This window comes from Fodinibius halophilus (assembly GCF_011059105.1).
GTDB lineage: Bacteria > Bacteroidota > Rhodothermia > Balneolales > Balneolaceae > Fodinibius > Fodinibius halophilus.
The window spans coordinates 120,117-141,418 of the sequence record NZ_JAALLS010000010.1 but is presented as its reverse complement, the minus strand read 5'-3'; the positions used below and the strand labels follow the sequence as shown (position 1 = coordinate 141,418).

Sequence of the window (21,302 nt, the reverse complement as noted above, 5' to 3'; positions counted from 1 at the left end):
TTAGTCTCGGTTGTTAGTTAATGGTTCTTAAGGATTGGGCGCCGGAGCTGTTCATACTATTTTACGCCGGTACTGCCAAAGCCGCCTTCCCCGCGATCGGTATCAGATAAATTTTCCACTTCATTAATATCTGCTTGTAGTACGGGCGCAATTACCATCTGGGCAACCCGGTCGCCGTGGTCAATTTCGAAAGGTTCATCTCCAAGATTCACCGCCAATACTTTTACTTCGCCTCGATAATCGGCATCAATGGTTCCCGGGGTATTAAGCATAGTAATTCCATTGCGGTAAGCCAGTCCGCTGCGAGGTCGGATCTGGGCTTCATACCCCTGCGGCATCGCCATTTTTAGCCCCGTTGGGATTAAGGTTCGCTCACCGGGTGCTAACGTAATAGGTTCATCGAGGGCTGCCCGAACATCCATCCCCGCAGCATAAGTAGATTCGTAGGAGGGTAATGGCAAGTCTTTGGCGTGAGCAAGTCGTTTAAACTGAATATTCATAGATCTCTTCGTTCTTTTTTATAGTCAATTAATTTTACTTTTACATTTCCCAGCCACACTTTGGCTCGGGCTTCTGCGGGGACTCGGAGTTTATCGGCAATATACCAGGCTTCATAGTTACCGGTAAATCCAAAAGGCCCATCAATATCGGCATCTCCTTTACTGTAGTAGGTTTTAACAGCCCTATCAAACGCCTTGTATTCCCGCATTTCCATTTCAGTAGAATTGGTACCGTTGATATACCCTTTTTCTCCTTTCAAGTATACCGGTAATCGGTAATTCTTATTGGTGCCGGCAAATAACCTTGAATAATAGAAAATTAGCTGTCCCGAACTTGACGGCTCTGTCAGTGCTAATGTATCAACGGGCTCTCCATCCTTGGAGAAGTACACTTTTTCTTCGGTATAATCATAGATATACTCTTCAGCCCTGAATTGCTGTTCATCAACATTGTCGCGCCAGTACAACTGAGTATAGGGCATACTATCCGTTTCAACCATGAAGGTGTTGTAGTGATTTTCCTCTTTCCCAACAAAAGGAATTCCCGGGCTTGAGGTGATAATAGTCCGTAACCACCACACCTTTTTTCCATTATAGGTTGTGTCAGTTACAATGGTCGTTTGTACCTCTCCCAGTTTAAAAAAGCTGTAGCGAACCTCATATGTAAAAACCTCTTTCCACTTGAGTAGTTCATCCATCGTGGGTGGCTGCTCGGCCTGCTCAAAATTTATCAGTGAATCTTGGGCTATAGCTTGGTTTGGGCTTGCCGCCAACAGTAGGGGTACTACCAGGATACTTGTTTTTATCAGTTGCCTCAAATAGTTCAAAACAGGAATCATTTAGTATTAAAGCGCTCTTGGGGAATCTGCCTACAGCATACTGTAACGGCATCACATTTTTACAGCGCCAAAGTATAATAAATACCGCTCTCAATTCTTACTGTTTATTTTGTTTTCCTGATAACCTGTATCAGGGTTATTGCCATCCTAAACACTGCCTTCACCACTTATATTTAACCTGCAGATCGCCCCATATAGTTATGGCGCAAATACAAACATAACTTGATTAATAAATTTTTTGTTCGACAAAACTAATGGCTCGTTAAAAAGTCTACTCAAAAAGGGTGCAATAAATTTCAGCTTTTGGCTTTACTTCGTTATCATCAGAAAGAGAACGCAGCAAACAATAATTACTTGTAAGAACGTTTTAAGCATACTGCTGCCAATATAAATCCGGAACATCATACCCAAACAAATGAAGGGCCGTTCAATACTGTTTACCACTGTAATTTTTTGTGCTTCGCTATTACTCTTAAACTGCTCCAAAAGCGATGACCAGCGTGATTTTGAAAGCGAAGCCTTTACTACTCCTGATGGCATTACTCACACCAACACAAGTGGCAAGGTTGTGGGCAATGTCGATAATGACGACTGGAATATTAGCCCCATGTACCGAGGACTATTGCAAGTAAAGTCAAATATTACAGACTACCCTCATCCCAATCCCCTGGGGTATAACGAAGATCTCACCCTGCAAGTCAAATCTAATGTTTCTGATGCTGTAGAGGGCATGAAGATTTATAAGTTCCGCTTTCCCAAAAATGCGAACAGCTTCTTAATAAAAGAACTCAATGATACCGACTTAGGCAGCGCCATTACTACCATTACTATCGATGGTGCGCTTATTGCAGAAAACTCCAGTGCTGATGCTCGAACGACCTATCGGATCTTAATTTATGATAATAAAGAAAACCTGATCAGCTATGGAGATATTCGCATAGAATAGGTTGTTAAATAGGTTCGCGGCTCCTATTTTCAGTCTTTCAAAAATGATAAAAATACATGGCCAAAAGAAAAATTACGAAAACGGAAAAACGGGTACTCGAGAAACTCATTTTTCCGGAGAAATTCCAGGTTATTAAAGAAGAAACTCAGCTCTTGCACGGTGAACTGCGTGATGATCTCATTAACCTGCTGAGCTTTGGTTTTGTTGAAGCCTATGAGCGTACCGGTAATAAGATTGCCCTAACCAGCTTTTACGATACCGATAACCTGCAAGATTTCACCTTTCAAGCCACAAGCAAAGGACTCGCAGAAATTAAATCACGATAACATATGAAGTTTGAAGCTGTCATTGACGACCAAGCCACGGAACTTGAACTGCTTGAAGAATCCGGTGAAGTAGCCTTTGAGAATGAGCAACGCTCTTATCAATTTTCTCAACAAGAAAATGGCCGTTACCTCCTTCGAATGGGAACAAAACTCTACCAAATCGATAATGTAGAGTATGACAAACACACCGTCTCTTTTACCCTTAACGGTAACTGGCACTCGGTAGATGTACGAAATGAGCAAGACCTCCTGCTAGATCGTCTCGGCTTTAAACGTGCCGGTGAAATTGGAGAAGGCGAACTCAATGCTCCCATGCCGGGCAAAATTCTTGAAGTACTCGTTGAAGAAGGAGACGAAGTAGAACTCGGCTCTCCCGTTGCTATTCTTGAAGCAATGAAAATGGAAAATGAACTTAAAGCCCCCGTTGACGGCATAATATCATCGATCGCTGTCTCCGAAGGGGATTCGCTAGAAAAAGACGCCTTAATCTTAGAAATAGAAGCAAGTGGATAAATTTGTTATTGAAGGACCTACCCCTCTCCAAGGATCTATTCCAATCAGTGGTTCAAAAAATGCAGCCCTGCCTTTGATGGCAGCCGCTCTCCTTGGCGACTCACCTACTACTATTACCAACATTCCTAAACTTCGCGATATCTACACATTTAATAATGTTATTCGGGTAACCGGGTGCAAGGTAGATTTTGATGAAGAAGATGGAATATTAACCATCGACCCTAAACACCTCTCCCACCTGGAAGCGCCATATGAGCTCGTGCGTAAAATGCGTGCCTCGTTTTATATGTTGGGAGCTCTGCTCGGTAAATTTGGCAAAGCCAAAGTATCTTTACCCGGCGGTTGTGCATGGGGGCCCCGCCCTGTTGACCTTCACCTCGACGGCATGCGCGAAATGGGGGCTGATATTACACTTGATCAGGGATATGTTATTGCCGAAGCCCCAGAACAGATGGAAGGTGGAACATTCACCTTAGAACCCAGCAGCGTTGGAGCAACCGTTAACCTGGTATTGGCCTCGGTATTACGTGCTAAAGAGTTTACGATTAAAAATGCCGCCCGCGAACCGGATGTAGTTCTTCTTTGTAAGAAACTGGTAGAAATGGGGGCAAACATCGAAGGCATAGGCACCCAAACCCTTACAATTCGTGGAGTAGATACCCTCGAAGGGATCGCTATTCGCAACGCATCCGACCGTATTGAAACCGGCACCTTTATGATCGCTGCGGCTATGCATCCCCAATCAAATGTCACCCTTACCAATGTCGATGTGGATGACCTGGGTGGTTTCCCTGAAACTTTTTCCAAAACGGGAGCCGATATGACCATCAACAAAGATACTATTCATATCAAAGCGCCGGAAACAATTAACCCCGTTTCAGTAAAAACAGAGGTTTATCCCGGTTTCCCCACCGACCTGCAGGCCCAGTGGTCTACTATGATGACACAAGCCAACGGTAAATCTTCAGTTACCGATACTATTTATTATGATCGATTTAGTTATGTACCAGAAGTAGTACGCTTGGGCGGTGATATGGATGTCGAAGAAAATACGGTTCATATCGAAGGAAAAAACCAACTGAAGGGTGCCTCTGTAATGAGTACCGACCTGCGAGCCAGTGTTAGCCTAGTTTTGGCAGCAATGGTGGCCGAGGGGCACTCAGACGTGCTTCGCATTTATCATCTCGACCGGGGATATGAAGACCTGGAAGAAAAACTCACCAATGTTGGCGCAAATATTAAACGAGTAGCACAAGAAAAGTAAGCAATAAAACCACTAGCCGTTTTCCAGATAGTGAATGAAGAGGATACATATTTACAACTCCTATTTTTCTGCTTACATAATAGCAAAACTACTTGTATATTAGTGTGATACTCACAAATGGTATTCAGAGGTATTTAAAGCTATTTAGGTTCACTTTTTTGCAGAAACTGAAGAAAGCACAATCATTATTACCAATTTTTTTCGCTTTTATAAAGCATTTGTACATCTCTTTACATAGATCAGCGAACGTTATGACCTCGCTGTACTCTTGTGATCATATCCTGCAAGAGCCGCAATCTGAATACTATCGACTTTTACAACCAAATTTTTATCCTAACAGGAATTTTAATATAGCGGTTGCTGCACCTCCGCTAAGACGAACAGTTTTTAGGATTGCATTATCTACAATGATTTCTTTTGAATCTTTTTTGATAAGGATTAAAAGTCCGGAGGACAGCATCCGCGTGAAGGAATATTTCAATGAAAAACCAAATTATAATTCACGCTTCGGGCAAGCAGACGCGTATAGCGTTGCTAGAAAATGGCGAACTTGCCCAGCTTTTTATAGAATCTGATGAGAATCAGCGTACCGTAGGCAACATATATGTAGCACGTGTTCATAAAGTAATGAGTGGTATCCGGGCGGCCTTTATTGATATGGGGACCCCCAAAGATGCCTTTTTACACTTTTCTGATGCCGGTGACCATCTGAAGGAATATGTTCAGATGCTCAACGGGCGCAATGCTATACGTCCTAAAGTACAGAAGAAGCTAAAAAAGACGAATTTCGACCAGATCTCGAACTACGAAAAGCAGAACTGGGCGGGCAAGATATTACAGCCCGGTCAAAAGCTGATGGTTCAGATCGTCAAAGAACCTATTGGTTCTAAGGGACCGCGTATCTCTACTGATATCACCGTAGCGGGGCGCTTTCTCGTTCTTATCCCCATGGGTGAATATATTGCCGTATCCCGCAAGATAAATAACTATAAAGAGCGGCGTCGCCTGAAAGGTATCGTTGGCTCAATGGTACCAGAGGGCTTTGGCGTAATCATCCGAACCGTGGCCAAAGGGAAAGATGAACAGGCTATCGAAGATGATATGCGGGATGTACTCAAAAAATGGGAGCGTATCCTGGAACGACTTGAGACGGCGGAACCTCCTGCCCTGCTCTACAAAGATCTGGATATGACCGAGAGTCTCGTGCGCGATCTTTTTGCCAAACAATACGATCGTGTACTGGTTGATGACCCTGAGATGCATGATAAAATAAAATCATACGTCAGCCAGGTTGCCCCTCAGATGATTCCCAATGTGGAACTCTACAAGGGACGAGAACATATCTTTGACTTTATGAAAGTAGCCAAAGATGTAGACTCTATTTTTAGTCCCCGGGTACGTATGCCATCCGGTGGGTATCTTATCTTTGAGCAGACCGAAGCAATGTATGTGGTCGATGTAAACTCCGGCCCCTATGCTGCCAAAGAGAAACAAGAAGACAACTCTCTTAAAACAAACCTCGAAGCGGCCCGCGAAGTAGCCAAGCAACTTCGCCTGCGTGATATCGGCGGTATTATTGTTGTTGACTTTATTGATCTTCGTAAAAGCAAAAATCGCAAAAAAATCTACGACGAACTCAAAAAAGAGTTCAAAAAAGATCCGGCCAAAACAAATGTTATTGGCATGAGTGATTTTGGGCTGGTTCAGATTACGCGTCAGCGTATCCGACCAAGTGTAGTAAACTCAGTTTCCAAAGTATGCCCCACTTGCGGTGGATCAGGAAATGTTGTCACCAAAAATACGGTTATTGCCGACCTCGATGCATGGCTCAGCAAATTCCGTACAACTACTGATTACCGCGCCGTAGATATTTACATCAATCCTTACTTGAAAGCGTATCTTGAAAAAGGCTTCCTGAGTATTCGACGAAAATGGATGTGGCGCTACTGGTTGAAGATCACATTTGTGGGAGATGAAACTGTTTCTCTAAATGAATACAAGGCTACTATTGCAGGCTCAGATATTGACATTACTGATGTTGTGATGCAAGAAAAAGATGTTGAAACTCTGATTGAAAGTGAAAGTAAGGAAGAGGTTTCAGAAGAAGATCTCGATATTTACGAAAAAGATGAACGTCCCCCACGCGGTGGTGACGATCGTAAGCCGCGTCCTACTCGTTCTAAGGGCGATTCGAAATCAAAATATTACAAATAATTCGAGGGCCCTTTTTTCGTTGAACTATCCCACAAATTCTGAACATCATTATAGCATATGAGTTTACCTGATTTAAAAGCAACAACTGTACTCGGTATTATCCACAATGGTGAAGCAGCCCTGGGCGGCGATGGACAAGCCACAATGGAAAATACCGTTATGAAGGCAACGGTAAATAAAGTTCGCAGACTTTATGAAGGAAAGATTGCAGCCGGCTTTGCCGGTTCTACCGCCGATGCTTTTACTCTTTTTGAAAAATATGAAGAAAAACTGAAGCAGTATAATGGCAATCTAAAACGAGCAGCAGTGGAGATGGCCAAAGAATGGCGAAGCGATAAGTTTCTTCGCAAACTTGAGGCCCTGTTAGTGGTTATGAGCAAAGACCAGGCGCTGCTTATTTCTGGTCAGGGCGATGTTATTGAACCCGATGATCAAATATTAGCTATCGGCAGCGGGGGATCTTTTGCCCTTGCCGCTGCACGAGCACTCAAAGAAAGCGCCCCGGACCTCTCGGCTCGAGAAATTGTACAACAATCGCTCGATATCGCCGCTGATATCTGCATCTACACGAATCATAATTTAAGTATCTTAGAACTCGAAGATTGATGAGCACGTTACAAAAGGAAGTACAACAGAAGAATTTGACGCCGCGACAGGTTGTTGCGGAACTGAATAAATATATCGTCGGACAAGATGAAGCCAAGCGTTCTGTGGCTATTGCCTTAAGAAACCGCTGGCGAAGAATGAACGCTGATAAAGAGATCCGTGATGAAATTCTGCCCAATAACATCCTGCTTATCGGGCCTACCGGCGTAGGTAAAACCGAAATTGCCCGACGCCTCGCCAAGCTTGCTGATGCCCCCTTTATCAAGGTAGAAGCCAGTAAGTTTACCGAAGTAGGATACGTAGGACGTGATGTAGAATCGATGATTCGCGACCTTACCGATATTTCCATCAATATGGTAAAAACGGAAATGCAGGAACGCGTTAAAGAAGAAGCAAAAGAGATCGTTGAAGATCGCATCCTGGATATTCTGATCCCTCCTGTTAAAAAAGGCGGTGACGTCAACGCTCCCGGCTTCCAATCTGGCGATGATAACTTTAACGCTGATCAAGCCTCTGACCAAGAGCTCAATGAACGTACCCGCGAAAAGTTTCGGGAGAAACTCCAAAACGGAGAGCTCGACGACAGAGAGATTGAAATTGAAGTCCAAAAATCCAGCAAATCGCCTATGATGCAGGTCTTTGGCCCCCAGGGCGGTATGGAAGAGATGGGGATCAACCTGCAAGATATGCTCGGACAAATGGGCGGCAACCAAACGACCAAACGCAAGGTTACCATTGAAGAAGCGCGCGAACTGCTGCTCGACGAGGAATCGGAAAAGCTTATTGATCATGAATCAGCTGTTCAAGAAGCAATGGAACGCGTACAGAAACAGGGCATCGTTTTTATTGATGAAATTGACAAGGTCGCCGAATCTTCCGGAGATGGGAATAAAGGCGGAGGCGGACCTGATGTGAGTCGCCAAGGTGTACAACGCGATATGCTTCCTATTGTAGAAGGCAGTAACATCTCTACCAAGCACGGCATGGTAAAGACCGATCATATACTGTTTGTTGGCTCGGGTGCTTTCCATGTCTCCAAACCTTCGGATCTTATCCCCGAACTGCAGGGTCGTTTCCCAATTCGGGTAGAACTTAACTCACTTACCGAACAGGATTTCTTCGACATTCTTACGCAGCCTAAAAATGCGTTAACGAAGCAATATCAGGCAATGCTGAAGTCCGAAAATGTTGATGTTGAATTTACCGACGGCGCCCTTAAAGAAGTTGCTGCTATTGCAGCCCAGGTAAATGAGCGAGTTGAAAATATCGGAGCTCGACGTCTCCATACTATCTTATCTTCATTGCTTGATGAACTGCTGTTTGCCATCCCGGACGATATAAACACCGGTGATATCACAATTGATCAAGATTATGTGAACAAACAGCTCGATGACCTTGTTAAAGATAAGGATTTAAGCCATTACATCCTGTAATACAAGGGGGCCAACACTTTTATTGCAAATGTAACTGGATTGTAGCAAATTTAAACTAATTGGATGATTGAATAATTTATCCGCGTTTTAAACGTTTTGGAATAAAGATCGAAAAAACCAAGTACTGAATACTATGAGCGTAAAAAAGTTTTTAGCTCCCAACCTGGCAATTCTCATTGTCCTCTCTTTCTTTTGGTTAGCAGGGGTCGAAAATGTCGTACAAAGCGACAACGACGACCAGAAAAACCTAAAGAAATACATTCAGACACAACGTCGTATTCTGGATAACTATGTAGATGAGGTAAACATATCAGCAATCTATAAAAAAAGTATTCAGGGCTTGGTTTCTAACCTCTCTGATACAACAGCCGAAATCAAAGACACCCCCATTGATACTACCTTTGAGGGTACTCCTGTTGATGACTTTGGCGAATCAGTGAAAAAGTTTGAAGAAGCGTACTTATATATGTCCAGTAACTTCCCGGATGAAGATATGGACGAACGTACTGAGGATGCACTGAAAGGCATGTTTAAAGGTCTGGATCCGCACTCTGTCTATATCCCTCCTAAGGTAGGAAAATACCAAGACGAAGAGTTTGCCGGAAAATTCCAGGGAGTAGGCATTCAGTTTCAAGTTATCCAAGACACTATCACCGTCATTACTGCAATCTCCGGGGGGCCAAGCGACCAACTCGGTATCCGTTCCGGCGACCGTATTATTGCGATCGGTGACAGTAGTGCTGTCGGTTTTAATAACAATGATGTGCGAAATGCCTTACGAGGACCTAAAGATTCCGAAGTTGATGTAACCATAAAACGACCACATGTTAAGGAACCATTAGACTTTACCATTACCCGTGATGATATCCCCTTGTACTCTCTCGGGGCCTCTTATATGCTGGATGATAAGACCGGCTACATCAAACTGGATAAGTTTGTGCAAACTACGCACGAAGAGTTCATGACGGCCATGAAAGAGCTGAAGAAAGAAGGAATGGAAAGATTAGTTCTGGATCTGCAAGGTAACCCGGGTGGATACTTACACCAGGCAATTGCTATTTCAGAAGAGTTTTTCCCCCGTGGAACCAAAATTGTTTCTACCAAAAGTCGACACACACGTTTTACAAGCTCGTACCATTCGCGCCGGAATGGAAAATTCAAAGATACCCCGGTCATTGTCTTGGTTAATGAAGGATCTGCATCAGCAAGTGAAATTGTAAGTGGTGCTATTCAAGATCATGACCGCGGCTGGATTGTTGGTCAACGTACTTTTGGTAAAGGACTCGTACAGCAGCAATACGAGCTCGTTGATGACAGTAAAATTCGGGTAACTATTTCTAAGTACTATACCCCTTCGGGCCGCCTGATCCAAAAGCCCTATTCTAAAAAAGGAGGTCAGAAATATGCCTACGAAATTTATCAACGCGGCCAAGATGCCAAAGACGATGCGACAGAATTTATTTCTCATGTGCCCGATTCTTTAAAATATAAAACAGATGCCGGCCGTACCGTCTATGGTGGTGGCGGTATCGTGCCTGATCACATCGTACAGGAAGATACCTCCAACGCTATCGTTACTAACTTTATGCGAAGAAACCAGGTGGGATTAAATTTTGTTCGCGATTACCTTGATAAAAACGGGAAAGAGTTTCGTCAAAAATGGGAAGATAATTTCAAAAAATTTCGTACTGAGTTTGAATGGACTCAAGAAAATAAGGATGAATTATTTTCCCGCCTTCAAGCAAAAAATATGGTTGTATCTGATACCCTTTCCACACCGGAGTTTAAATCTGATACGCTCTTTATTCCAGAGGGACACTTTGAAGAAATTGAATGGATGCCTCTTGGAGTGCTGAAGGCGCAACTTGCCAAACAGGTTTGGGGTCTAAAATCTTATTATCCTGTTTTAAATAACGTTTTTGATAACACCATTGATGCGGCAATGAGGATGTGGGATGAAGTAGCAAAACTAAAGGACTACGCAGCTACTCATACTAAAGTCCCCAACAATAAATAACTAGCAGAATATTTAGTACAGAAAAAAGCCCGGCTTTAGCGAGTCGGGCTTTTTTATTGGATAAGAAATTGGCTAAGAAAAGCAGTGACCGCTGTTTCCGTTCGCAGTCGGTTCTCTCCCAATGATACGGTAGTAGCACCACCATCAGTTAATTTATCAATTTCTGAAGGCGAAAATCCTCCCTCTGGTCCTACCAGCAGTAAGACCGTATCACTGTCGGTATCAGTAAAACTGTGATCCTGTTTCTCCACTTTTTCATGTGCCACTAACCACTCAGCCTGCGTATAAGAGGCTAAAAAGTCATCCAGAGTGTGATACATTGTTATGGTAGGAAGCCAGACCTGCAGGCTCTGCTTCATGGCCGAAACAGCAATAGATTCCAGGCGATCCATGCGTACATTCTTTTTGATGGTTCGCTCACTGCGAAAAAGCCCTATCTCACTTACGCCCAGCTCTATTGCCTTTTCAACCGCAAACTCCAGGCGGTCACGCTTTTTTATGATGCCCATGCCCAAGACAAGACGGGGATCAGACGGAGGTACATTTTCAGATTTATCGATCTTAACTTGCACAGCATCATTCGTTATCATGAGAATACTTCCCTGGTAACGCCCTCCTTGTCCATCAACAATAGTGAGCCTGTCCCCTTCTCGAGCACGCATCACTTTAGAGATATGCTTTGCTTCTTGATCTAAAAGCTCTGCAAATCCATTATTGATTTGCGAGGGAGGAGCATAGTATATATTCATTCAAATACTTATTTTCTGCGGTAAGGTTCACCGGGGGTGAATTGGGTTTGATCGGTTTCAAGCACTATTTCGATATAGGGAGTGCAGAGTCCACAGCTGGTACTACAGAAATCATGTTCTCGTAATTCTTTTACCGTGCAAAGCTCATGCTCTTCAGCATAATCTTTAACCTCTTCAAAAGAGCGATCATGACAGATGCACTTTGTAACTAAATTTTGAGCCATAATACTTTTTTTAGCTCTGTTTAAAATGTTTTCCTAATCGGAGTTCCTGGCCTTGGTAATTACTTTTGATGTCATCCCCATATATAAACTTCGGAACCTCCGTATTGGGTTCGAACTTCATACTACAGAAGGTTTGCCCATCTTCAATCAAAAAGGGAACATCGTGAGAGCGGACCTCAAGTACAGCACGAGCTCCTTTATCTTCTACTCGTCCTCCAAAACCACTGTCAAAGAAACCGGCATAATGCGTGCGAAGTTCCCCGGAACCGGTATCATATGCAATCATTTCTGCTGCCAGATATTCCGGAATGCGACATCGCTCTTTGGAAGCAAAAATATAGAATGCCTCTGGCTCTAAAATCAAGTGATCATCGTGCTGTGAGTAGATCGGCTCCCAAAAGTCCGGTACCTCGTAATAGTTAATATTATCGAGATCAATATAATCGCGATGCTTCTTAGCTTTGTATCCTACAATCTGCCCTTCTTCACCGTGCAAATTGACGCTTAAAAAGAGCCCATTATTGACTTTTAAATCATCTACTTCAACAGGTTCGCCTCCTTCAGTAAATAACATGGGATCGGAACTGTGTGTGCGAAGAATATCCTGATCGGAAAGTACGGTATACCCATGACGGATGCGCAACTGGTTCAGTCGATGGCCCGTTTGAACTTTTATAGGAAATGATTTGGGTACCACTTCAAGATATAACCTCCCCTTATAGCCCGATTGTATCTCTTCAAATCGGTGAGAATAATCGGTGATTACCCGAGTAAACACATCTAAACGTCCGGTTGTACTTTTGGGATTGGCCTTAGCCGACAGATGCTCACCGGATATAATCTGGTAATCAACTCCATCACTCGTACCATTAAACAGTGTTTTTTGCGGAGAAATATGAGACGGCAAGTGTAACTCTTCGAGTAATGGAATAATATATACACAGTTGGGCTCCAGGATGGCACCCTCAGTGATAGAAAAATCGTACTGCCTCAGCTTATCAAGCTTTTGATCTACGGATTCATCTTCAGGCAGAAAGCTGCTCCTAACGCGAATAGCTTTTTCTCCCAGCCGCAGATCAATAGAATTCGGTTGAAACTGGTCGTCCTGCAAGGGGTACCCCTCGGCATGTGAAATGATACCGGCATCAGCCAACATACGTAACTTCTGTACGGGTAATATTCCTTTTGTGCGAAGATGTACCTTTTTTATATCACTGCTCATTAGATCGAATAACTAAATTTTGTTGAATACCAATTTCTTTTTGAGGGCTAATGCCATAACATTGCATTAGGTGCGAGACTCAAGCTCATATAGAGCGCTATCACTTCTGTGCCTAACTAAGCTGAGAAGCGTTTAACCTACTGAAAAGTTCATCACAATGGTTAAACCGCAAATTCCTATTGCCCCACAGTATCTTTATTTTAATATCTTACTTATGATCAACCAGCTCATAATATAGGAATTCAAAAATCAGAATACAGAATGGATCTGGCATTAATTTTTAGGGACCTTTGCAAAACCGGGCAGTCATCCTGAATGTAATGAAGGATCTCCCTTTCAACGGCAGCAGATGGATACTGGAGATTCTTCGACAAGCTCAGAATGACGAAATCAAAGGTTTTGCAAAGCCCTCTTTTATTGCGATCAGTGCCCCGTTCTACCAACCTAATACTTTACAATAGCTATGGATATTCTATTTTGGAGCGGGGGCAAAGATGCCTACCTGGCCCTACACTTTTATCAACAAGAACACCCCGACAATAAGATCATTCTCCTTACCACCTTCAATAAATCTAATGATACGGTACCGCATCAAAACATATCATTGGATATTATAAAGGCCCAGGCTGACAAACTGGACTTAGAACTTATAACTGTACCCCTGCCCTCCCACTGTTCTAACGAACAATATCTGGAATCACTGCAAGAAACCTTTAATAACATTGAAGAACCAATTGAAAATCTCATCTTCGGTGATTGGTATCTGGATGATATCCGTCAATGGCGTGAGGAGGTTTTCGAAAAGATGGGATACAACTGCCGCTTTCCCATCTGGAAAAAAGATATCAATGAACTTTTAACAGTTCTTCTTTTAAAACCGGTTAAGGTTGAAATCAGTGCTGTTAAAGAGGAATACCAATCGTTAATCAGAGTGGGAGAGCCTTTTAACCAGGCCTTTGTCAACCAAATAAGCCGATTCTCAGAAGATATCGACCCCTTTGGCGAGCAGGGAGAATTTCATACTCAAGTTACGATCTTAGAACCGGAAACGCCTAAAGAATTTACTCAAAGGGGGATTTAAAATACCTTCCTTCCAACCCCCTCTTGTTTCTACAGGAGGGTTGGGGAGGTCAAACGAACAGTATTTCAAAGACCTCCGAAAAATATTTTAAATCGCCTTTCCCCAGACTGTGGTATTTACTTTGTCCCCCACCGTAATTCTATCAATATATCTGAATCCTTCAATAACTTTTCCAAATCGGGTATATCTGCCATTTAGGTGAGGTTTCCACTGGTGCATAATAAAATACTGGCTGCCCTCGGTATCTGTTCCCCCACTGGCGATACCAACTGTCCCCCGTTCAAAACCATGCTCCGAAGCCTCGGTAGGAATCACGAAATCCGGACCTCCAAACCCATCGCCGCGCTCAATATCTCCTCCCTGGATAACAAAGTTCGGGATGACCCGGTGAAAGGGGACTCCGTTATAGGCACCTGTTCTACTTAAACTGTCTATCATAGCTACAGTAGCAGGGGCACTCAATGTATTCAACTTTATTGAAATAGGACCTTTTTCTGTTTTTAATGTCCATACCGGCTCTCTGCCCAACTCCCAAAGACGCTGCCAATTGGGCATGCGAAATTCAGCTGCTTCCCCTTCCGGGACGTTTACATCCCAACCGGCATCAGCAAGAGAACGATTCAGCGATACATCACTTAATGCTGCCAGTGAATCAATAGTACTAGCAGCCTGCTGCTCAAACCGTTCCTTGTATAAAGAAGCAAACGCTTGATATACTTCGATATCATCGGGCAGTGAAAAAGAACGCAAGATCTTATTGATACGGGCAAAATCTTCTGCTTTGAATAGCTCTTCTTTTCGTAGTAATGCCTGAGATACGGCAGCTACCGCCCGGTCTCGAAGTGATAATGCTTGAAAAGTGATATCACGCATTTTTTTTATCCGGCTATCAGTCTGTTCCTCATCGGGCAGATTTCCCCAGAACCGATTAGCAGCTTGCACAGCACTCATAACAGCCATTGTGTCTTGACTGTTTACCAATTCTTGGGTCCTTTCCAGGTATGCATCCGGGCTTTCCGCTTTTTGGTACACTGCAAGCACTTGGGGCCACAAATAAGGGTCATTTTCCGCTACCTTCTGTAATCTTTCCTGATAATCGCTTACAATATTCGGTTCTATTTCCAGAGAGGCCTCAAGCCCCTGCACCCAAACGATATCCGCCAGGGTTTGGTCCGGCAACATCGATTGGCTGATGTGACTATACAGATCCCCCCCCTTAGAAATCTTCCCTTTCAAACTTTTTATCGTTTGTATTTGTACATGCGGACTTGTATTTGTCAACAGTATTTTTGCGGCAAGTGAGTTTTTATCCGTCATTTTGAGACTACTCACAGACTTAGCCAACTCTACGGCCAATTGATTATCGCTGTTAAGCTCTTGCTTGCCGTTATAAGAGACGGTGAGTTGTGCCGTTGTACGTTCAGGAAGTATTTTATTTACAAACTGATCGATATCGGCATTGCCGCTGCCAAAGCTTTGCCAATATGAATAAAGGGTATCTGCAGCAGATGATGTCAGGCGAGTCCGATCCCCCCGATACCATCCATACAGGTATGCTATTGTCGTAGCGGTCTCATTTACTTCAAATGCTTTTTCCAATACTTCCAGCTGATGCTTCTCGTCAATATCATATTCCAATATTAACCGCCCCACTGCCAGTGCCACCTGGTAGTCATTTGCTATCTCTTGGTTATCCAGCTTATCTAATAAAAAGTTTAGGCTTTCCTTATCCCCTTGCTGTCCCAAAACCCGGGCGATACCAGAACGGGTAGCCGAATTTATTTCCCACCGTTTTTCCAGGGCTCGAAGCTGCGATTCATTAACCTGGTGCCTGCTTATCCCAAACCATGCAACTTCTGAGTTTTGTGAGGCTGCCAGCGCAAGAAATGGAGACAACGAATCTACAGGAGTATTCGCAAAAGCTCTCCATGCCTGTGCTCGAACAGGAGTACTGCTATGCGAGAGAAAAGGCTCTAGTTTATTAATATCGCGCTTGGCAATAGCCCGATAAAGATCAGGGTACGATTCCGTAATCAAAGAATCGGTAACAGGCGTGTTGCTTTTGTAGATGCCTGATCCCCCGGAGTAGTTGAGTACAATTACTACGCCCAAAAGGACGATTATGAAGATCGCCCACGTTCGAAATTTAGTATATCGCATAGATGAATAGTTTAGAAAAGAGGACTATTATAATGAGGGCTTATGATCTTCAGCTTCTTCTATACGATCGGTTTTTTTCTTCTTTTGCACAGTATTTAGTTTCCCGTTTCCATCTTTTCTTGCTTCGTAGAGCTGAGAATCTTTAATCCATGCTCTTCCGCCATCACGCTGAAAACGTTTTGTATTTTTAAACATCAGTGCCTGTTCATGCAGATCCGGTAAATTCTTTCCCATAATACTATTTTCCTGTTTGGATTTTCTTCACTGCCATAATACAATTTTGTGAGCTATAATTCATCAGATATTTGGCTTTGCTTTCAGCAGTTAAAAGGTTATATTTGGCATTCTGTAGCGAAACGATTTTTTATAACATTAAATATCTTAATTAGATGTACGCAGTAGTAGAAATAGGTGGACATCAGTATCGCGTTTCAGAAGGCGATGTCCTGTTTGTTGATAAACAAAGTGATGAGACTGATCAAAAGCTAACCTTCGATCGAGTATTCTTGACGAATAATGAAGGTGATGTAACGGTAGGGAAGCCCGTTGTTGAAGGCGCCACCGTTGAAGCTACTTTACTCGACAATGTAAAGTCGGATAAAGTTATTGTATTCAAGAAGAAACGACGTAAAGGATACCAAGTCAAGCGAGGTCATCGTCAACCGATGTCTCAAATCGAGATTAACAAGATTTCCACTTCCGGATCTGGCAGTACCAAAGCCAAGAAAGAAACGAAGTCTTCGGAATCTGAAGAAGCTGAACAGCTTTCTACTGATATGACAGCGAAAGAAGCTATTAAGCATATCAGAAATACAGATCTCGAAGAGCTCAAAGGATTTGTTCCCGAAGATGAGAGCCGGGTTACGGTCTTAGATGCATGGGAAAGTAAGCAAGAAGGATAACTCAGAAATTTTAAATTGTTATGGCGCATAAGAAAGGTCAAGGATCTACAAAGAACGGTCGCGATTCGATATCGAAGCGGCTAGGTGTTAAGGAATACGGCGGAGAAATGGTTAAAGCCGGTCATATTATTGTTCGTCAACGTGGCACTAAGTTCCACCCTGGCGAAAATGTTGGTCGCGGTAAAGACGATACACTCTTTGCCAAGGCTGCAGGAAAAGTTAAATTCCGTAAGCGCTCAGGCGGACGTAAGTTTGTAAGTGTCGAGCCTGTAGCATAACACGTTTTTTACTACTCTTTTTAAAGCCTTGATTTCTCACGAGATCAAGGCTTTTCTTATATTAGATATCTTATGTCACAAAAAAATTTATCCGGATTACCGGAACTCCATATCGGAAACATATACTGTATCGGGCGCAACTACGTGGAGCATGCCCATGAGCTTGAGAACGAAGTGCCGGACCAACCACTGGTATTTCTAAAACCCAGCAATAGTATAATTGAGGATGGGGAGACAATTAAACTTCCACCTCAAAGTGATAATGTACACCATGAGGTGGAGATGGTAGCTGCAATCGGTAAAGAGGGCAAAAACATCCCCGAAAAAGAAGCACTTTCGTATGTTGCCGGATATGCTGTTGGTATTGATGTAACGGCTCGCGATATTCAGCAACGAGCCAAAGACAATGCTCACCCCTGGGCCGTAGCCAAAGGCTTTGATACCTTTGCTCCCCTGGGCCCTTTTGTACCGGCTAATACCATTGAAGACCCTCAAAATGTTGAACTCCAAATTGATGTTAATGGGGAGTGTCGCCAATCCGACAATACTAAACTAATGATCTTTCCCGTTGCCAAATTAGTTCACTACCTATCCACGATCTTTACCTTGCAACCGGGTGATCTGATTTTTACAGGAACTCCCAAAGGGGTCTCGCCACTAAAGGCCGGTGATACAATTAAAGCTGTACTGGGGGATGACCTTTCTAAGTTAACCATAGCGGTTCAATAATTAATGAAAGTACGATCTGGTTTTCTGCTTATTCTATTGGCATGCATGCTGGTTCCCCCGGCCGAGGGGCAGCCAAAGCAGTATTATAACAACGTCTACTCTGCCGATTACCTCTGGCCCACTGCATCCAGTTCCTATTTGACCTCTACCTTTGCTGAAACCCGTTCACAACATTTCCATGCAGCACTCGATATTAAAACCTGGGGGCGACGGGGCTATGAAGTTTACGCTACTCGCGACGGTATTGTTGACCGGATTGCTATTGGCCCGCGGGGATATGGTAAAGTAATCTATCTAAAACACGATGACGGCTCCTATTCTGTATATGCACACCTGCTTTCGTTTAACAGCCAGCTACAACAATTGGCAGATTCAGTTCGCATTGCTGAGGGATACAAATTCGAGATCGATCGCTCTTGGGGATGGCGCGGCATTAAAGTAAAACAGGGAGATATTATTGGATATTCCGGCGCATCCGGCATCGGTCCCCCTCACCTCCATTTTGAGTTACGAACACCCTCCCACAAACCATTTAACCCCCTGCTAACAAACCTGGATGTCAAAGATACTATAGCACCCCAGATACAGGGAGTAGCGGTAGAACCATTAGCTCCCCAGTCTTCAATCGAAGGCAATAATCGTATTTATAGGAAACGAACCTGGACTGCCGGGAATACCTATCGGGCCGGTACAATCCGCGTTACGGGTCCTGTAGGGCTGGCGATCGATGCTTTTGACCAGTCGAACCACGTAACCAATGCCTATGCAGCCTATGAGCTTAGCCTCTCTGTAAACGGGATGCATATGTTTACCTCTCGTGTGGATAGCTTTTCTTATCAAGAAACCGACCAGATGTTTTTGGATCGTATATATCCCCTCTTGCAACAAGGTAAAGGCGGATACCAGCGACTATATATTGCAGATGGAAATACCTTGCCCTTTTACAAAACAAGCAAAAATAGAGGACGACTTAACCTTCCGCCCGGCAGACATAAAGTTACTATTCGTGCAAAAGATTACTTTGGGAACTCAACTACCGCTTCTCTGACACTTGATGTGCAAGGCCCTACAAACAGCTCTGATAATCTATCCCATGTCGATAAAAAGACGACCTCCCCTTTGCTTCAGTCGGCCCATCATTGGGATTGGTTTTCTAATTGGGTCAGTGTTAGTAAGGCTACCTTTGCACAGCTGACCGTTGGTGTCGACTCAACCCAACTGGTAACACACGATGATAGGATTGCAATTCCATTCCAAAATTCCAGCTCCCTTTTTATAAACACACCCAAACTAGGTCCGCTCACCTTATACCGAGTAAAACCCAATACCGAAAAAGTGTTATCCTCAACAAGTCAGCAGGGTTTTGCCCTCTTTCCCGCACGTACTTTTTATGATACCGTTTCCGTAGGGATGACGATAAACAAGCATCGCCCCGATTCTTTAACCGTTGATATGGTGCCTGAAGCCTATCCTCTGAGGGACTCATATAAAATTTATGTGAATAAAGATTCGCTACTTTCTGATACTGCTAAACTTTCACTATATAAATATGATCGTTTTGATGATCAAGAGTGGGAACTCATCCCAACAGAGTTCACAAAAGATTTTATTATCGGCAAAGCTTCTTCACTTGGTACATTTAGTTTACGGCGAGATACTACCGCACCACAGCTAAGCGCCCCATCCGTTCACCAACGACCTGATAAGAAATGGGTACTTATAATTGAAGCAACTGATAACTTATCCGGAATTGACTATAACAAGACCCATATATCTGTAAACGGTGTTCCCGGTATTGCAGAATTTGAACCCGAAGATGATCGTTTTGTCTATTACCATCCCAACTTCGAGCCATCCGAATCTATGGCTATACAGATCACAACTTATGATTTGATGGGAAATAAAAGGTCATCTTCCTTTACGATAACGAAATAAAAAAGCCCGATGATCGACACATCGGGCTCAATAACAAAAGTATTATCGGATCGAATAATTAGACATAAGCCGTACAACCGATTTCCACCTTACAATTCTTTGGCAAGGTTTTAACGGCCACTGTTTCTCGTGCCGGTGGATCACTTTTAAAAAAGCTACCGTAAATTTTATTAACGGTCTCAAAATTACTCATATCATCCAGATAAATACCACATTTGATAACTTTTCCAAAACCTGAACCTGCTTCCAAAAGTACTGCTTCCAGATTCTTCATAACCTGTTCGGCTTGGGAGGCTACATCATCACCTACAAATTCCATTGTGTCGGGGTCTAAGCCAATCTGGCCAGAACAATAAACAATATCATTATGTACTACGGCCTGGCTGTAGGGGCCAATGGCTTCCGGCGCATCAGAGGTGTGAATAATTGTCTTCATAAACTATAAGTATTGTATTTACTGTGATTTGTTTTTGGGAGTTCAATTAAGAATTCATTCAGTAACAATGCAAATGTCTTTGGGTGTTCCATCATCGGTGCATGTCCGCACTTATCAATCCAACGTAATTGAGCATTAGGTAATTTATCAAAAAATGTTCGCCCCACTTCAGGAGGTGTTATTTCATCGTGACGCCCCCATACAAGCAGAGTAGCATGTGGGATATCAGCCAAAAACTCCTCCATATTATACTCATGCGTATCGCGAGCAATTGCTAGCATATTCAGTAATTTCGATGGAGATGTGACAACCTCCATGATCTCATCCATAATTTCATCATCAATCAGATCCTCATAAAAAGTAAGAGCAGCCTGTTTGCGTATATACTCTCGATCTTTACGTCGCGGAAAACTGGACCCAAAATCTTTTTCCTGAATACCGGAACTACCGGTTAATACCAAGGCAGAAACCATATCAGGGTATTGCAAAGCGTAGTCTAAAGCTAAATGTCCACCCATAGAATTACCAAGCAATATTGGATTTTCAATATGTAGCTCTTTAGTAAATTTATGCAACCAGCCACTTAGCTTCTGAATAGAAAGTTTCCGGGCTTTGAAATCATATAAAGGAATAGATGGAACTATAATATTACACCCTTCGGCATGTTCTATTAAGGGATCATAGTTACTTAAGCCACCGAACATTCCGTGTAACATTATCACATTTTGTGCACTCTCATCATTCGCAGAAATATATAAATACTCAAAATTGTTCTTTTTATGGACTTTGTACCTGCTAGCTCCAAACATTCTCGTTATTTAATGCGTTACCCTATTATAATTTCTTTTATTAGATCAATATAATAATTTTTAAGCGATGATATTGCAGAAAGGGCTATATATAGTTACTTTCCCCTTCACTAAACGGA

The 21,302-nt window shown here is 43.1% G+C and carries 23 protein-coding genes; 14 read left to right on the top strand and 9 right to left on the bottom strand.

Annotation, left to right across the window (positions count from 1 at the left end; all coding sequences use genetic code 11):
• Nucleotides 1-56 precede the first annotated feature (56 nt).
• Together dut and G3569_RS09375 are read right to left on the bottom strand one after the other, a co-directional pair.
• Entirely contained in the window at nt 57-500 is a 444-nt protein-coding gene (gene dut, locus G3569_RS09380) for a dUTP diphosphatase (RefSeq protein WP_165268432.1), read from the bottom strand.
• Nucleotides 497-1,339 carry a DUF3108 domain-containing protein gene (locus tag G3569_RS09375; RefSeq protein WP_205720116.1) on the bottom strand — a complete coding sequence of 281 codons (843 nt, stop codon included), beginning with the start codon at nt 1,337-1,339 and terminating at the stop codon, nt 497-499. Before G3569_RS09375 ends, dut begins: the two co-directional genes overlap by 4 nt.
• Before the next feature lie 415 nt (nt 1,340-1,754).
• Here G3569_RS09375 and G3569_RS09370 point away from each other — a divergent pair, with 415 nt between their 5' ends.
• From G3569_RS09370 to G3569_RS09335, 8 genes are all read left to right on the top strand, one after another.
• Nucleotides 1,755-2,285 (top strand): hypothetical protein, encoded by a 531-nt coding sequence (locus tag G3569_RS09370; protein ID WP_165268427.1) that lies wholly within the window; start codon nt 1,755-1,757, stop codon nt 2,283-2,285.
• Nucleotides 2,286-2,341: 56 nt separating this feature from the next.
• Nucleotides 2,342-2,611: a hypothetical protein gene (locus G3569_RS09365; RefSeq protein ID WP_165268424.1), complete on the top strand. Its 270-nt coding sequence runs from the start codon at nt 2,342-2,344 to the stop codon at nt 2,609-2,611.
• A 3-nt stretch (nt 2,612-2,614) separates the two neighbouring features.
• Nucleotides 2,615-3,124 carry an acyl-CoA carboxylase biotin carboxyl carrier protein subunit gene (locus G3569_RS09360; protein ID WP_165268421.1) on the top strand — a complete coding sequence of 170 codons (510 nt, stop codon included), beginning with the start codon at nt 2,615-2,617 and terminating at the stop codon, nt 3,122-3,124.
• Entirely contained in the window at nt 3,117-4,388 is a 1,272-nt protein-coding gene (gene murA / locus G3569_RS09355; protein ID WP_165268418.1) for a UDP-N-acetylglucosamine 1-carboxyvinyltransferase, read from the top strand. Before G3569_RS09360 ends, murA begins: the two co-directional genes overlap by 8 nt.
• Nucleotides 4,389-4,868: 480 nt before the next feature.
• Entirely contained in the window at nt 4,869-6,602 is a 1,734-nt protein-coding gene (locus G3569_RS09350; protein WP_165268415.1) for an Rne/Rng family ribonuclease, read from the top strand.
• 57 nt (nt 6,603-6,659) lie between these two features.
• On the top strand, nt 6,660-7,208 hold the full coding sequence (gene hslV / locus G3569_RS09345; RefSeq protein ID WP_138429134.1) for an ATP-dependent protease subunit HslV: 549 nt from the start codon (nt 6,660-6,662) through the stop codon (nt 7,206-7,208).
• Nucleotides 7,208-8,641, top strand: coding sequence for an ATP-dependent protease ATPase subunit HslU (gene hslU / locus G3569_RS09340; protein ID WP_165268412.1), 1,434 nt, complete (start codon nt 7,208-7,210; stop codon nt 8,639-8,641). The genes hslV and hslU overlap by 1 nt, the downstream gene beginning before the upstream one ends.
• Before the next feature lie 133 nt (nt 8,642-8,774).
• The gene (locus G3569_RS09335) at nt 8,775-10,658 is read left to right on the top strand and encodes a S41 family peptidase (RefSeq protein WP_165268409.1); all 1,884 of its coding nucleotides are present in this window, start codon (nt 8,775-8,777) and stop codon (nt 10,656-10,658) included.
• A gap of 53 nt (nt 10,659-10,711) precedes the next feature.
• Here G3569_RS09335 and G3569_RS09330 read toward each other — a convergent pair whose 3' ends face one another.
• The 3 genes from G3569_RS09330 to G3569_RS09320 are packed head-to-tail and all read right to left on the bottom strand — an operon-like array spanning nt 10,712 to nt 12,853.
• A complete protein-coding gene (locus tag G3569_RS09330; protein WP_165268406.1) occupies nt 10,712-11,407 on the bottom strand; it encodes an RsmE family RNA methyltransferase in 696 nt (231 codons plus the stop codon).
• An 8-nt stretch (nt 11,408-11,415) separates the two neighbouring features.
• A complete protein-coding gene (locus G3569_RS09325) occupies nt 11,416-11,631 on the bottom strand; it encodes a bacterioferritin-associated ferredoxin (RefSeq protein ID WP_165268403.1) in 216 nt (71 codons plus the stop codon).
• 10 nt (nt 11,632-11,641) lie between these two features.
• On the bottom strand, nt 11,642-12,853 hold the full coding sequence (locus tag G3569_RS09320; RefSeq protein ID WP_165268400.1) for a 2'-deoxycytidine 5'-triphosphate deaminase: 1,212 nt from the start codon (nt 12,851-12,853) through the stop codon (nt 11,642-11,644).
• A 290-nt stretch (nt 12,854-13,143) separates the two neighbouring features.
• On the opposite strand from G3569_RS09320, the gene G3569_RS18395 reads away from it, so the two are divergent.
• Nucleotides 13,144-13,314 (top strand): hypothetical protein, encoded by a 171-nt coding sequence (locus G3569_RS18395; protein WP_205720115.1) that lies wholly within the window; start codon nt 13,144-13,146, stop codon nt 13,312-13,314.
• Nucleotides 13,315-13,316: 2 nt separating this feature from the next.
• Nucleotides 13,317-13,934, top strand: coding sequence for a Dph6-related ATP pyrophosphatase (locus tag G3569_RS09315; RefSeq protein ID WP_165268397.1), 618 nt, complete (start codon nt 13,317-13,319; stop codon nt 13,932-13,934).
• An 87-nt stretch (nt 13,935-14,021) separates the two neighbouring features.
• Here the strand turns inward: G3569_RS09315 and G3569_RS18390 are convergent, their stop codons facing one another.
• Nucleotides 14,022-16,094, bottom strand: a complete 2,073-nt coding sequence (locus tag G3569_RS18390) for a peptidylprolyl isomerase (protein WP_205720114.1) — start codon at nt 16,092-16,094, stop codon at nt 14,022-14,024.
• Between the two features lie 27 nt (nt 16,095-16,121).
• Nucleotides 16,122-16,328, bottom strand: a complete 207-nt coding sequence (locus tag G3569_RS09305; protein WP_165268395.1) for a hypothetical protein — start codon at nt 16,326-16,328, stop codon at nt 16,122-16,124.
• A 155-nt stretch (nt 16,329-16,483) separates the two neighbouring features.
• Here G3569_RS09305 and rplU point away from each other — a divergent pair, with 155 nt between their 5' ends.
• The 4 genes from rplU to G3569_RS09285 all read left to right on the top strand — a co-directional run bounded on the left by rplU (nt 16,484) and on the right by G3569_RS09285 (nt 19,938).
• Complete coding sequence (rplU, locus tag G3569_RS09300; RefSeq protein WP_165268392.1) at nt 16,484-16,996, top strand: 50S ribosomal protein L21; 513 nt, start codon at nt 16,484-16,486, stop codon at nt 16,994-16,996.
• 20 nt (nt 16,997-17,016) lie between these two features.
• A complete protein-coding gene (gene rpmA, locus G3569_RS09295) occupies nt 17,017-17,274 on the top strand; it encodes a 50S ribosomal protein L27 (protein ID WP_165268390.1) in 258 nt (85 codons plus the stop codon).
• A gap of 72 nt (nt 17,275-17,346) precedes the next feature.
• A complete protein-coding gene (locus G3569_RS09290) occupies nt 17,347-18,003 on the top strand; it encodes a fumarylacetoacetate hydrolase family protein (protein ID WP_165268387.1) in 657 nt (218 codons plus the stop codon).
• Nucleotides 18,004-18,006: 3 nt separating this feature from the next.
• The gene (locus tag G3569_RS09285) at nt 18,007-19,938 is read left to right on the top strand and encodes a M23 family metallopeptidase (protein WP_165268384.1); all 1,932 of its coding nucleotides are present in this window, start codon (nt 18,007-18,009) and stop codon (nt 19,936-19,938) included.
• 58 nt (nt 19,939-19,996) lie between these two features.
• On the opposite strand, the gene G3569_RS09280 is transcribed toward G3569_RS09285, so the two are convergent.
• Together G3569_RS09280 and G3569_RS09275 are read right to left on the bottom strand one after the other, a co-directional pair.
• Nucleotides 19,997-20,374 (bottom strand): RidA family protein, encoded by a 378-nt coding sequence (locus G3569_RS09280; protein ID WP_165268381.1) that lies wholly within the window; start codon nt 20,372-20,374, stop codon nt 19,997-19,999.
• A complete protein-coding gene (locus G3569_RS09275; RefSeq protein ID WP_165268378.1) occupies nt 20,371-21,183 on the bottom strand; it encodes an alpha/beta fold hydrolase in 813 nt (270 codons plus the stop codon). The genes G3569_RS09280 and G3569_RS09275 overlap by 4 nt, the downstream gene beginning before the upstream one ends.
• Nucleotides 21,184-21,302: the final 119 nt, after the last annotated feature.